Source organism: Xylanibacter ruminicola (assembly GCF_900107775.1).
Lineage (GTDB): Bacteria > Bacteroidota > Bacteroidia > Bacteroidales > Bacteroidaceae > Prevotella > Prevotella ruminicola_C.
The window spans coordinates 411,385-423,387 of record NZ_FNRF01000004.1 but is presented as its reverse complement, the minus strand read 5'-3'; the positions used below and the strand labels follow the sequence as shown (position 1 = coordinate 423,387).

Here is a 12,003-nt window from a genome sequence, read left to right as displayed (position 1 = left end):
GTTTGTCTATGCAAGCTCTCCATTCTTGTTTTTTTAGCTCTTTATGCATTATTTCTAAAATTTCTTGCCCTAAAATTTGCACAGCTCAAAAAATCTTAGTACCTTTGCACCCGCATTTGAGCGATGGGTGTTTTCCAGAGTGGCCAAATGGGGCAGACTGTAAATCTGCTGTCTTTCGACTTCGGTGGTTCGAATCCATCAGCACCCACAAAAAAAAGAGATCTGCAACGCAGGTCTCTTTTTTGTTTCCCTTCCTCCTTCGTCCTTCCTCCTTCGTCCTTCCTCCTTCGTCCTTCCTCCTTCGTCCTTCCTCCTTCGTCCTTCCTCCTTCCTCCTTCCTCGTAACTAATACTCCGTCTTATCTGTCTTCTCAGTCCACAGTCGGAAGGTGTGTAGCGCCTCGTCGCGTAGTAGTGGCACAATGGGCACCGTACGCTTGTCCATGGGGCGTTCCAGCTCCTCGTAGATGAAATCATCGGCAAACTGGATATCTCGGGCATCCTTACGGGTGTTGCCGTAGAATATCTTGCTGATACGCGCCCAATAGATGGCGCCTAAGCACATCGGACAGGGTTCGCACGAGGTGTAGATGGTACATCCCGACAGGTCGAATGTACGCAGCTTAAAGCATGCCTTTCTGATGGTATTAACCTCAGCATGAGCTGTAGGGTCGTTATCAATGGTTACACTGTTGCTGCTACCAGCAATGATTTCGCCGTCCTTTACAATGACAGCCCCAAAGGGACCACCGCCTCGCTCAACGCTTTCGTTGGCGAGGCGGATGGCTTCCCTCATAAATTTCTTATCTTGTTCTGTTATCATCCGCAATTATTGTTTGTTTTCAGCATCAATAGCCTTGATTTTTTCGCGTATTAGGTTCATATCGTCCTTCAACTTCTGTACCTTGCGGTTCATCTCGTCAATCAGGCTGTTACCCTTCTTCGAGCTGGCATTCAGGAATCCCAGGTTGTTCTCGTAGGTCTGAATCTCCGACTTCAGGTTCTCGTACTGACGGAACAGGCGTGTGCGCTCGTTGTCGAGGGCATTCTCGCCGCGCTCAGCTACGTTCTTCAGGTTCTGCTTAAAGTTGTTCAGCTTGCGCTTGGCCACGCTGATGTTCAAATCCTTATACAACTTGTCCAGCACAGCGTGGTACTCCTTGTACAGCTTATCCTTCTCTTTATAAGGTACGTGACCTACAGCGTTGTACTCATCAACCAGTTTCTGTACCTTTTCGGCCACCTCTTCGCCAGTCTCTGTAGCCAGAGCCTTCAGCTGCTCAATGATACCCAGCTTCTTATCCAGGTTCTCGCGCTCCTCGCCACGTGCACCGGCACCAGCGGCATTGCGGGCCTCGAAGAAGGTGTTGCAGGCTGCCAGGAACTCCTCCCACAGCTGGTCGCCCAACTTCTTAGGCACCATACCAATAGTCTTCCACTCCTTCTGCAGAGCGATGAACTTATCGCTGGTAGATTTCCATTCGGTCGACGCCTGCAGTTCCTTGGCCTTCTCAATCAGGGCGCGCTTCTTCTCGGCATTCTCCTTGAAGGTTTCTTTCAAGCCCTTGAAGTAAGCTGCCTTACGACCAAAGAAGTCGTCGCAGGCAGCGCGGAAACGCTCAAATATCTTCACGTTCATCTTCTGAGGTGCAAAACCAATGGTCTTCCACTCAGTCTGAATATCGATAATCTGCTTGGTGTGCTTCTCCCAATCGCCACTGCCCTTGTTCTCCTCGGCAGCAATGGCCTCTACCTTCTCACAGAGCACGGTCTTACGGGCCAGGTTGTCTTCCTCCTTGGCGCGAACACCCTCAAAGTGCTGCTGGTGGCGCTTGTTGATAACGCTCGATGCAGCCTTGAAGCGGTTCCAGATCTCCTCGCGCTGCTCCTTGGCAACAGGACCAATCTCGCGATACTCCTGGTGCAGCTTCTGCAACTGGTGGAAGGCGCTGATTACATCCTCCTCGTCGGCCAGCTTCTCGGCAGCCTCGCAAAGAGCGGTCTTCAGCTCCAGGTTCTTCTTAAAGTCGTACTCGCGTGCTTCGCTGTTCAGGCGCAGCATATCGTAGAACTGCTCTACGTACAGCTGATAGTTACGCCACAGCTCGTTGGCCTTATCAGCTGGCACATTCTTAATTTCGCGCCACTGCTCCTGCAGGGCCTTGAACTCCTTGTAGTTCTTGTTGGCCTCGTCGGGGGTAGTAACCATGGCCTTAATGCGGTCGATGATAGCCAGTTTCTTGGTCAGGTTCTCCTGCTTTTCAGCCTCCTGCTCCTTGAAAATCTTGGCGCGCTTTTCCTTGATGATGCCCATCTCGGCCTTGAAAGCCTCTTCCTGCTCGTCGGGCGTGTACTGGTACTGCTCAGGATCGCCACCTGCATCCAGGTAAGCCTTGAGCTTAGCCTCACGCTCGGCTACATGCAGTTTGTAGAACGACGACTTCAGATACTCTACTTCGTCCTTCTGTGGAACTTCCTCGCCATGTGCAATGTCCTGCAAACGGTGCAGCACATCGGCTTTGGTCTCGTAAACCACACGAGTCTGCTCCTCGGCCTGCTCAGCTGCTGGCTCCGAGTTTTCAGTTGTTTCTACTTGAGAGGTAACCTCTTCGTTAACTACTTCTTCGTTTTTACCCAGTTCGAGGGTATTCTCTTGAGAGTCCATCATTTAACTATTAAATTACTACTAAATGATGCTTAGCATCATCAACATTTGGGGTCAAAATTAAACATTATTATTTAATTAACCTAATTTTTTGGCGTTTTTTTGCGTTTTTGAGGCCTAAACCAGTCGTTTATGACGGAAAATGCCCCATGCAATAGCCGAAATGGCGACAGAAATGATGACTGCCAAGATGAATCCCCATGGTTTGGATTCCATGCCGTTGATTAGGTTCATACCGAACATCGACGTCACCAGCGTAGGTATCATCATCAGGATGGTTACCGTAGTAAGTGTACGCATCACGGTGTTCATGTTGTTATTGATAATACTTTGATAAGTGTCCATGGTCGACTCAAGAATGTTCGAGTAAATCATGGTGGTTTCGCGGGCCTGCGTCATCTCAATGGTTACGTCCTCAATCAGGTCGGCATCCAACTCGTCGATCTGCAGTTTGAACTTCAGTTTCGACAGCAGGGTCTCGTTACCACGGATAGAGGTCTGGAAGTAGGTGAGCGAGTCTTGCAGTCGGCTCAGGCCAATCAGACTCTCGTTGTTCACCTCTTTGTCCAGGTTGCGCTTAGCCTTATCTACCAGCATCGAAATCTGCTTCAGGCGCTTCAGGTACCAAACGGCACTTGAGAGGAACAGACGGAAAATCATATCTACGTGGTCGGTAAAGCCCTCGCCACGCTTCTGCTGGAAACTCACGAAATCAATCATTACGTTTGTCTCGTAAAAACAAACGGTAATAGTCACATCACGTTTATGAATGATACCCAAGGGCACAGTGGTGTATGGCGTACGCGATCGTATCTCTTTCACGTAAGGGATACGCAGGATAATCAGCATCCATCCGTCGTCGTACTCGTAACGGGCACGCTCATCGGTATCGCTGATGTCCGACATGAAGTAGTCGGGTATATTAAACTTCTCTTCGAGTTCGCGCTGGTCGTCTTCGGTGGGGCATGTCACCTGTATCCAGCAATTGGGCTGCCAGTCCTTTATCTGGGTCAGTCCGCCTTGGGTATTCCAGAATGTCTTCATTTTGCTAATCCGTTTGACAAGTGGTAATTAACAATCAATACTTTAGCGGCAAGAGGATTAGCGGTCTTGCCTGCCACCCTCCAGCCTAACAGTTGTAACTATTCGCCGGGTAATCGTCCATAATGTTTGTTATTAAATTGATTTATCGTGTGCAAAGGTAAAAAGAAAAATTGAAAAAACAAATTTTTAAGGCACGAATTACGCGAATTACACGAAAGTTTTCGATTGTGTATAAAAATAATCCGTGTTAATTCGTGTAATCCGTGCCAAAAAATTACTTCTCAGGAATAACCTCGAGTGTGTGCTTCAGCAGTGTCCAGAATGGATCTACAGTAGCAATCAGGGCACGCTCGGTAGTGGTGTGAGGCGACTTCATGGTGGGGCCGAAGCTTACTACATCCAGGTGTGGATACTTACCCAGGATGATAGAGCACTCCAGTCCGGCATGGTCAACCTGGATGATGCCATCCTGGCCGAACAGAGCCTTATATTCCTTGCAGAGCAGGTTCAGAATCTCGCTCTCGGGGTTGGGATCCCAGCCGCCGTAGCTGCCAGCTGTCTCAACCTTCATACCTGCCATGTTAAAGCAACTCTCAAGTGTCTTTACAATATAGTCCTTCATATCCTCACGACTTGAACGAGCCAGGATCTTCAGCGAAGCCTTACCCTCGCTAATGTTGATGATGGCCAGGTTGCTCGATGTCTCTACAACGTTAGGATAGCTGGGAATCATACGGATTACACCGTCGTGGCAGCCATAGATGGCGTTAATCAGGTTGTCCTGAATCTCAACAGGCACCTCCATCTTTGGTGTCTCTACATCCTCGCACAATACCTCGATGCCACTCTCAATGCCTTTATACTCGTCCTGGAAATCGTCCTGCCAGTCGGCAGCCAGTTCCTTCAGGGCTGCTACATTCTCCTTGGGCAGTGTGAGCACAGCCTCGGCCTTGAATGGGATGGCGTTTCGCATGTTACCACCCTGCCAGCTGGCCAAACGGGCCTCACACTCCTCGATAGCCTCACGAACCACGCGAACCAGCAGCTTGTTGGCATTACCGCGACCCTCGTGAATCTCCAGTCCCGAGTGTCCGCCACGCAGACCCTTTACGGTTACCTTCACAGCAGCGTCGTCGGCCTCGGTCTCTACCTCTTTATAATCCAGAGTAGCAGTTACGTCGATACCACCAGCGCTACCAATCACAAACTTACCCCAGCACTCAGAGTCCAGGTTCAGCAGAATGTCGCCATTCAGCTCGCCTGCGGGCAGGGCGTTGGCACCAAACATACCAGTCTCCTCATCGGCAGTAATCAGTGCCTCGATAGGTCCGTGCTTCAAGGTCTTATCCTCCATCACAGCCATGATGGCAGCTACGCCTAAGCCGTTGTCGGCACCTAAGGTAGTACCCTTGGCCTTTACCCACTCGCCGTCAATCCAAGGCTCAATGGGGTCGGTCTCAAAGTTATGAGTGCTCTCAGGTGTCTTCTGTGGAACCATGTCCATGTGTGCCTGCAGAATCACACCCTTCTTCTTCTCCATACCAGGCGAAGCGGGTTTGCGCATCACAATGTTATCAGCGGGGTCCTTAAAGGCCTCTACACCTACCTGCTTGGCAAAGTCAAGCAGAAACTGTTGTACTTTCTCCAAATGTCCAGAAGGACGTGGAACCTGTGTCAGTGCATAGAAATTCTTCCAGATGCACACTGGGTTCAGATTCTTAATTTCACTCATAGTTTTTCTTTTTTTTACGAGGAAGGAGGAAGGAGGAGGGAGGAAGGAGAATACTTCCTCAGTTCCTTAATCTCACAACCTACAAGTTTATACTATTTTTGATTCTAGATAATGCTTTAATCCCGACATGACCTTCGATAGGTGCTCTGCCTTAAGTTCTGCTTCATGTAGTTCTTCGGCAGAAATATATCCTAATGATTCCGAGATATCCAATTGGCAGGAAACTTCAGAAAGGGAACCGAATGCAATCTCAAGAAAATGAATTCTCTCCTTTATTGAGCTCCGTCCTAATCCCTCTGCTATATTTGAAGGTACAGAAATAACAGCTCTCCGTATTTGATCACATAATGCATAATTCTCCTTTTGTGGATATTTCTCTAGTAGAGAATACACGTATATCACAAAGTCTTTTGCAATATGATATGCATCAACTTTCTTATAGAAAAAATCATTCATTTCTCCTTCCTCCTTTCTCCTTCCTCCTTCCTCGAAACCCTTTTGGTAAACATCAAGGCTGCCCAGGCGTAGATGCCTAATGCAATCACCAGCATCGTCTGCACGGTATGTACTATCAGCACAAACCAGAGGGCATGCTCATCAGCCACACCATAGAGAATCAGCATGGTCTTGATGGCAAAATGCCAGGGCCCGGCACCATTTGGCGTAGGCACGATAACGGCAAAGTTGGCTACCACAAACGATACCAACGCACAGCCGATACCTAAGTTCTCGGTAAAGTCGAAGCAGAAGAAGGTGAGGTAGTAATGCAGAAAATACATCACCCAGATGCCTATCGAGAAAAACAGATAGAGTGGCAGGTTGCGCACACCCTTCAGCGAGAGCACACCTTCCCAGATGCCACCTAACGTCATTTTTACCTTATTATATATAGAGAAGTTTTTCAGCAGCAGGTGCAGCAGTATCAGTACTGCCACAGCGCAGATGGCCGTTACCACCCATCCCATTGCCGAGAAACCACCTAGTATCCTGTCGAGCGATGTACCTGTTTTGCGGAAGAAGGTACCAAACACGCTCATTTCAACCAGTAGGATAATACCCGAGTAGATCATCACGATGAGCGTATCTACTGCACGCTCTGTAACAACCGTGCCTAAGGCTTTCGAGAATGATATGCCGTCGTAGCGCTTAAGTATGGCGCATCGCGAAAACTCTCCGATACGTGGAATAATCAAACTGGCAGCATAGCTGATAAACACCGCATGTATGCAAGTGCTGGCCCTATTGATAGCAGGTCCTTCCTCCTTCGTCCTTTCTCCTTCCTCCTTCGTCCTTCCTCCTTCATCCTTCGTCCTTCGTCCTTCCTCCTTCCTCGTAATAATAGGTTCCAAAGTCTGCTTCCATCGCCAACCACGAAACATCTGCGCCAGGATTCCAAAAGGGAATGATAGCAGCATCCAAGTCCAGTTCATTTCCTCAGTCAGCACATGACTGATGCTTGAGAAGTCCTCACCACGATACATCCACCACAAAATGGCGCCGCCAAGCACAAATGGCAGCACCACTTTAGCAACGCTACTGATGATGTTTTTTAATTCCATGGGTGCAAAAGTACGAATAAACGAGTGAAATACAAAACAAATCCCAATTTATTTTTATTTCCGAGTGAAAGTACCTTCGGCGAAGCCAAAGTACGAATAATAATTGATACGTGTCAAAGAAAGCTCTCTTTTTTGCCTTTTTTCTACTATTTTCTTGGCTGTGTGCGATAACAGTCGTACCTTTGCAGCGGTTTTAAGGATAACAAATAAATAAAAGATTAGAGAAAGGAATTAATTATGGTAACTTTAGAGACAAGTTTTTTATTAATGACCATGGCTGCCTTCGCATTAGCTGTATCACTGGTAGTAACCGTTGCTGTTAATGTAGACAACAATAAGTAATTGAACAAAAATTGAAAAATGGAGTCGCAGATTTTCTAATCTGCGATTTTTTTTGCTCTATATTTTGGTATTTCGCTCACTTATTCGTACTTTGGCTTCGCCCAAGGTACTCCCGTTCGGAAATAAAAATAAATCGCGATTTATTTTGTATTTCGCTCACTTATTCGTACCTTTGCCCCCATGAAACAAGTTCGACCCAAGAAAAATCTCGGTCAGCACTTCTTGACCGACTTGAATATCGCCAAGCGTATTGCCGATACCGTTGATGCCTGTCCCGACATTCCTGTACTGGAGGTTGGTCCTGGCATGGGTGTGATGACTCAATATCTCGTAGAGAAGCCCCGTCCCTTCAAGGTGGTCGAGATCGACCGCGAGAGTGTGGCTTATCTGCAGGAACATTTCCCTGAATTTACGAGTCCTCTTCCTCCTTCCTCCCTCCTCCTTCCTCGAGAAATCATCTCAGCTGATTTCTTGAAGATGGACCTTCGTGAGGTGTTTGATGGTCAGCAGTTTGTGCTCACCGGCAACTATCCATACGATATCTCATCGCAGATTTTCTTCAAGATGCTCGACAATAAGGATTTGATTCCCTGTTGCACGGGTATGATACAGCACGAGGTGGCAGTACGTATGGCTTCGCAACCTGGCAACAAGCAGTATGGTATTCTGTCGGTATTGATTCAGGCCTGGTACAATGTGGAGTATCTCTTCACCGTCGAGCCAGGCGTGTTCAATCCGCCTCCCAAGGTGCAGAGTGCCGTTATCCGCATGACGCGTAACGAAGTGGCCGATCTGGGTTGCGACGAGCAGCTGTTCCGTCGTGTGGTAAAAGCCACCTTCAATCAGCGTCGCAAGATGCTGCGTGTTTCTCTTCGTCAGATTTTCGACGCCAATCATCCTGCCCCCGCAGGCTTCTTCGACGATGAGATAATGACTCGCCGCCCCGAGCAGCTCTCCATCCCCCAGTTCATCGCCCTCACCAACAAAGTCGCAAGTGCTTTAAAATAGATGAATATCATCGTTATTGTTGACAGTTACTTAAAAAATCTTAGTATTTTGCACGTAAATAGGTTTATATAAATTTAATTTCTTAATTTTGTACCCAAAATAGGTTTCATAGATTGATAAATCAAGGAACATGGCAAGACTTATAGTTAGAAATGTAGGACCAATAAAGGATGTGGATATTGAGCTAAGGAAGGTCAATGTCTTCATGGGGCCTCAAGGTTGTGGCAAGAGCACTCTTGCTAAAATCATCAGTTTTTGTTCCTGGCTTGAGAAAGATAGTGATGCTACGATGAAAGCCGAGACGGGTGGTCTTGTGTCATTAATGATGAAGTTCCATAGAATGGAAGGCTATTTCCAGGATGAGTCAGAACTGGCATACATTGGAGATGATGTGGCCTTTTTCTATCATTTCCCTGAACCATTCCCTCTCAATTGGAAATCTGACGATTTTGCCCCATCTCACTTTCGCCAAGATGAGTTTATTTTCCATAAGGCTCAGCGAAGTGTCAACCCTAAGGTGATATATATTCCTGCTGAGAGAAATTTCGTGTCTGTTGTACCTAATCTTCAAAAATACGCGGAGCAAGACGATTCTCTTCAGAGTTTTGTGAACGACTGGTTCGTTGCAAAAAAGGCATATACAGAAAAACAGCCGCTGAAGATAGAAATGTTGGGTATAGAGTATTATTACAGTTCTAAGACTGATAGCGACATTGTGGTTATGGCTGGACAAAAGATTAGGCTTAGCCAGTCAAGTAGCGGTTTTCAGTCAGTTGTGCCATTAATGGCTTTGCTGAGCTATCTGTCATCAACAATCTATGAAGAAAACAAACCTTTTTCGCCAGCAGAAAACGAACAGATGAGAGAGATTCTTTCGCGTGTATCGAGTGAAGCCAAAGATGGAATGGAGCAGAAACTGATAGACCGCATAAAAGGATTTCTTCAGGGAAAAGTATATACTCATACCCAGTTTGTCGTTGAAGAACCTGAGCAGAATCTGTTCCCAAATACGCAGTGCCAACTGATGTATCATCTGCTAAGTTGTTTGAATCATGGCAAAGCACACCGTGCTGTAATAACAACACACAGTCCCTATATACTTTATGCTCTTAATAATTGCTTATTGGCAAATATTGTCCGGGAAGAATTTCTTAAAGAAGAAAATGCAGAGTTGAACATAAATTGTTTAGATGTTGTTATAGCTCCTGGCGATGTGGGCGTGTGGGAAATAGAGAATGGAAGCATGAAAACATACGGTGAGGAATCTGCCAACAGTACTATACAAGATAAAGATGGACTGATAAGACAGAACTACTTCAATAGTGTGATGGGCGACGTGATGCGTGATTTTAATAATCTGCTGATGTATAAGGACTAAAATCTGAGATGGAAAAGATATTCAGAGAAACTGAGCGATTTGAGTCCGACTTCTATATTGGAGACTATACGCGATATTCAGAGAGTCATCCGACTTGCGGAAAGACGGGTGTTGTAATGTCAAACATGCCGTTTGCAGATATCAAAACACTTCATTTCGAAAACAAACAGCATATACCTGTATTGGCTGTCAACTTCGAGAAGAATTTGAGCTATTTTAGGGGCAATGATCACGAACTTGTTTCGAATTGTGAATGTATGCTTGTTTCAGACAAGGCTCGTAAGAAGGGGTGGCTGGTGTTGGCAGAGTTGAAATATTGTGGTGGAGATCCAAGAACGGTGAATGATAATTTTGAGAAAGCTCTTTCACAGGTAAAGGACACTTTTCTATATTTGAGAGATATAAAACACTTGTTTGGTGAGTCCGACTACCGGTATATATGGGTTGTTTCTCTTCCAGAGCATGACGAAATGATACCATTCAGCCAGTTCTATCCATCACCCGAACGTATTCTGACTTACAAAGAGCAGCTTCATGTTAACCTGATATGTTCGAATACAATTGAGATTCGCACTCATCAACATGTAAAGGTAGAGTAAACTGGTTCTGCCAATTATCTCACAGGCATCAATCTACGTCCCGTCGCCATGACGCGTAACGAGGTTACCGATCTGGGTTGCGACGAACAGTTGTTCCGTCGCGTGGTAAAAACCACTTTCAACCAGCGTCGCAAGATGCTGCGTGTTTCTCTTCGTCAGATTTTCGACGCCAACCATCCTGCCCCCGCCGGATTCTTCGACGACGAGATGATGACCCGCCGTCCCGAGCAACTCTCCATCCCCCAGTTCATCGCCCTCACCAACAAAGTCGCATCGGCATTATAACCCCGCTCGCATAAAGCTCGCTCCACCCGCCCTCGCTCTTTGGGGGCTGCTCGCCCCCAGCCGCGCGGCATACCCCTCGGTGTTTTCAGGTATTAGATAATTTGCAATCGACTAACGAAAATAAACATTTAATGTTTAAATACGCTAGTCGATTGTTACTCTGTTACTAATGAGAGCTTACTAAATCTGTAAGTTCCCAATAGATTAACATGTTTTTCTCCAACCATGATTCAGCAAATCCTGCTCAAGGGTACCATTCTCAACTGTATAGTTGAGATAATCTTTCAATACCCATTCGAAACTTTTCTTGGCTCCATCTTCGGTATAATCGTAACCCACCAAGTCTAATTCCGGACAATAGGCATGAAAAACATCATCTTCCTTAAACAGAATGACTGAAACATCAACCTTTATTCCTTTATTGTTAATTACAACTGTATACATCAGTTAATATATTGATTATTCCAATTCAAGCTTCTGCTTAGCTAAAGCAGTAACTTCATTGACAAAGTCTTCGGTTGGTTGAATTTTGGGTACAACATCCTCTTCTGTTAACCCAAAGAAATCTCCATAATCGCCAGTAAGACGCATCTGGAACAGCTGGTTATAGAATTTCCCAAAATCCTTTGGCACTTTACCTGTCATCACAAACTGCTGACCAAACTGGTTTATGTTACCCTCATGACTTTTTGTACGGATACCGTGGGCTATCAGTAAGGCAGATGCTGCATAATAAGCAGCGTAGTAAAGTCTATTAGCTGTCACCTCCAGACAATTAATCTGAAGATTCTTCTTCGCCTGATCAAGAGCTATGAATGCTCGTTCAATACGGTAAAGAACAACGTCTTTCCTGTTTTCTTCACTTAACCCCATAATCTGATTCCATCTTCAGTTACGTTTTCGCGGAAAGGACTGCTAATACTGCTATCCCAATCATGTTTGGTGTATAAGATAGCATTGATGCACTGATTATAGTCCCACCCCAATTCACGCAATGGATAAGAATAATCATCAATATCCTGAGAGGTTATGCGATCTTTATCAAGCAGGATAAGCACATCCCAATCAGAGTCTTCACGAGCATCACCACGTGCTCTTGAGCCAAAGAGAATAACTGTAGCTCCCTTTGGTACTATCTGACTAGCCTTACCTCTTATGGCATTCACGATTTGATTATGCGTTGCCGTTGTCATCTTATGCTATATTATATATCCGCCGCAAAGATAAGATATATTTTTGAAACTTGCAAGTTTTTTGAAAAGAAGATGAACATTTTTTTGTTGTTAATCTTCCGCTCGTCGGGGCTGTCTGCCCCTTGCCGCGGGACGCTCCCTGAGTGTTTAAGCATGGTGTTAGATATTTGCAATCGACTAGCAAATTTAAACATTAAAT

At 46.0% G+C, this 12,003-nt stretch carries 12 protein-coding genes, 1 tRNA gene and 1 pseudogene; 5 read left to right on the top strand and 9 right to left on the bottom strand.

Features of this window, described 5'->3' with window-relative positions; all coding sequences use genetic code 11:
• The first annotated feature begins 125 nt into the window (after nt 1-125).
• Nucleotides 126-208: transfer RNA gene (locus BLU97_RS12265), tRNA-Tyr, on the top strand.
• A 137-nt stretch (nt 209-345) separates the two neighbouring features.
• Here BLU97_RS12265 and BLU97_RS12260 read toward each other — a convergent pair.
• The 6 genes from BLU97_RS12260 to BLU97_RS12235 all read right to left on the bottom strand — a co-directional run bounded on the left by BLU97_RS12260 (nt 346) and on the right by BLU97_RS12235 (nt 6,999).
• Nucleotides 346-822 carry a nucleoside deaminase gene (locus BLU97_RS12260; protein WP_080694856.1) on the bottom strand — a complete coding sequence of 159 codons (477 nt, stop codon included), beginning with the start codon at nt 820-822 and terminating at the stop codon, nt 346-348.
• A gap of 6 nt (nt 823-828) precedes the next feature.
• The gene (locus BLU97_RS12255; protein ID WP_410543914.1) at nt 829-2,664 is read right to left on the bottom strand and encodes a DUF349 domain-containing protein; all 1,836 of its coding nucleotides are present in this window, start codon (nt 2,662-2,664) and stop codon (nt 829-831) included.
• Nucleotides 2,665-2,781: 117 nt separating this feature from the next.
• Nucleotides 2,782-3,708: a magnesium transporter CorA family protein gene (locus BLU97_RS12250; protein ID WP_013064835.1), complete on the bottom strand. Its 927-nt coding sequence runs from the start codon at nt 3,706-3,708 to the stop codon at nt 2,782-2,784.
• 274 nt (nt 3,709-3,982) lie between these two features.
• Nucleotides 3,983-5,440, bottom strand: coding sequence for an aminoacyl-histidine dipeptidase (locus BLU97_RS12245; RefSeq protein WP_074761814.1), 1,458 nt, complete (start codon nt 5,438-5,440; stop codon nt 3,983-3,985).
• Nucleotides 5,441-5,527: 87 nt separating this feature from the next.
• Nucleotides 5,528-5,896: a four helix bundle protein gene (locus BLU97_RS12240; RefSeq protein ID WP_074761813.1), complete on the bottom strand. Its 369-nt coding sequence runs from the start codon at nt 5,894-5,896 to the stop codon at nt 5,528-5,530.
• On the bottom strand, nt 5,893-6,999 hold the full coding sequence (locus BLU97_RS12235) for a lysylphosphatidylglycerol synthase transmembrane domain-containing protein (RefSeq protein ID WP_074761812.1): 1,107 nt from the start codon (nt 6,997-6,999) through the stop codon (nt 5,893-5,895). Before BLU97_RS12235 ends, BLU97_RS12240 begins: the two co-directional genes overlap by 4 nt.
• A 522-nt stretch (nt 7,000-7,521) precedes the next feature.
• Between BLU97_RS12235 and rsmA the strand changes: the two genes are divergently transcribed.
• From rsmA to BLU97_RS12215, 4 genes and pseudogenes are all read left to right on the top strand, one after another.
• Nucleotides 7,522-8,349, top strand: coding sequence for a 16S rRNA (adenine(1518)-N(6)/adenine(1519)-N(6))-dimethyltransferase RsmA (gene rsmA, locus BLU97_RS12230; RefSeq protein WP_074761811.1), 828 nt, complete (start codon nt 7,522-7,524; stop codon nt 8,347-8,349).
• 130 nt (nt 8,350-8,479) lie between these two features.
• Nucleotides 8,480-9,727 (top strand): AAA family ATPase, encoded by a 1,248-nt coding sequence (locus BLU97_RS12225; RefSeq protein ID WP_074761810.1) that lies wholly within the window; start codon nt 8,480-8,482, stop codon nt 9,725-9,727.
• An 8-nt stretch (nt 9,728-9,735) separates the two neighbouring features.
• Nucleotides 9,736-10,326, top strand: a complete 591-nt coding sequence (locus BLU97_RS16120) for a hypothetical protein (RefSeq protein WP_074761809.1) — start codon at nt 9,736-9,738, stop codon at nt 10,324-10,326.
• 42 nt (nt 10,327-10,368) lie between these two features.
• Nucleotides 10,369-10,611: pseudogene (locus BLU97_RS12215) on the top strand (16S rRNA (adenine(1518)-N(6)/adenine(1519)-N(6))-dimethyltransferase); the annotation flags it as partial.
• A gap of 204 nt (nt 10,612-10,815) precedes the next feature.
• Here the strand turns inward: BLU97_RS12215 and BLU97_RS12210 are convergent.
• Genes BLU97_RS12210 through BLU97_RS12200 form a run of 3 tightly spaced genes read right to left on the bottom strand, consistent with a single transcriptional unit; the run spans nt 10,816 to nt 11,804 of the window.
• On the bottom strand, nt 10,816-11,055 hold the full coding sequence (locus BLU97_RS12210; RefSeq protein ID WP_074761807.1) for a hypothetical protein: 240 nt from the start codon (nt 11,053-11,055) through the stop codon (nt 10,816-10,818).
• A gap of 15 nt (nt 11,056-11,070) precedes the next feature.
• A complete protein-coding gene (locus tag BLU97_RS12205) occupies nt 11,071-11,484 on the bottom strand; it encodes a HEPN domain-containing protein (RefSeq protein WP_074761806.1) in 414 nt (137 codons plus the stop codon).
• Nucleotides 11,475-11,804 (bottom strand): nucleotidyltransferase domain-containing protein, encoded by a 330-nt coding sequence (locus BLU97_RS12200; RefSeq protein WP_074761805.1) that lies wholly within the window; start codon nt 11,802-11,804, stop codon nt 11,475-11,477. Before BLU97_RS12200 ends, BLU97_RS12205 begins: the two co-directional genes overlap by 10 nt.
• Nucleotides 11,805-12,003 lie beyond the last annotated feature (199 nt).

What these genes read in the sequence shown, in the direction of transcription:
- BLU97_RS12260 (WP_080694856.1), bottom strand. Translation starts at nt 822, where the DNA reads ATGATAACAGAACAAGATAAGAAATTTATGAGGGAAGCCATCCGCCTC.
- BLU97_RS12255 (WP_410543914.1), bottom strand. Translation starts at nt 2,664, where the DNA reads ATGGACTCTCAAGAGAATACCCTCGAACTGGGTAAAAACGAAGAAGTA.
- BLU97_RS12250 (WP_013064835.1), bottom strand. Translation starts at nt 3,708, where the DNA reads ATGAAGACATTCTGGAATACCCAAGGCGGACTGACCCAGATAAAGGAC.
- BLU97_RS12245 (WP_074761814.1), bottom strand. Translation starts at nt 5,440, where the DNA reads ATGAGTGAAATTAAGAATCTGAACCCAGTGTGCATCTGGAAGAATTTC.
- BLU97_RS12240 (WP_074761813.1), bottom strand. Translation starts at nt 5,896, where the DNA reads ATGAATGATTTTTTCTATAAGAAAGTTGATGCATATCATATTGCAAAA.
- BLU97_RS12235 (WP_074761812.1), bottom strand. Translation starts at nt 6,999, where the DNA reads ATGGAATTAAAAAACATCATCAGTAGCGTTGCTAAAGTGGTGCTGCCA.
- rsmA (WP_074761811.1), top strand. Translation starts at nt 7,522, where the DNA reads ATGAAACAAGTTCGACCCAAGAAAAATCTCGGTCAGCACTTCTTGACC.
- BLU97_RS12225 (WP_074761810.1), top strand. Translation starts at nt 8,480, where the DNA reads ATGGCAAGACTTATAGTTAGAAATGTAGGACCAATAAAGGATGTGGAT.
- BLU97_RS16120 (WP_074761809.1), top strand. Translation starts at nt 9,736, where the DNA reads ATGGAAAAGATATTCAGAGAAACTGAGCGATTTGAGTCCGACTTCTAT.
- BLU97_RS12210 (WP_074761807.1), bottom strand. Translation starts at nt 11,055, where the DNA reads ATGTATACAGTTGTAATTAACAATAAAGGAATAAAGGTTGATGTTTCA.
- BLU97_RS12205 (WP_074761806.1), bottom strand. Translation starts at nt 11,484, where the DNA reads ATGGGGTTAAGTGAAGAAAACAGGAAAGACGTTGTTCTTTACCGTATT.
- BLU97_RS12200 (WP_074761805.1), bottom strand. Translation starts at nt 11,804, where the DNA reads ATGACAACGGCAACGCATAATCAAATCGTGAATGCCATAAGAGGTAAG.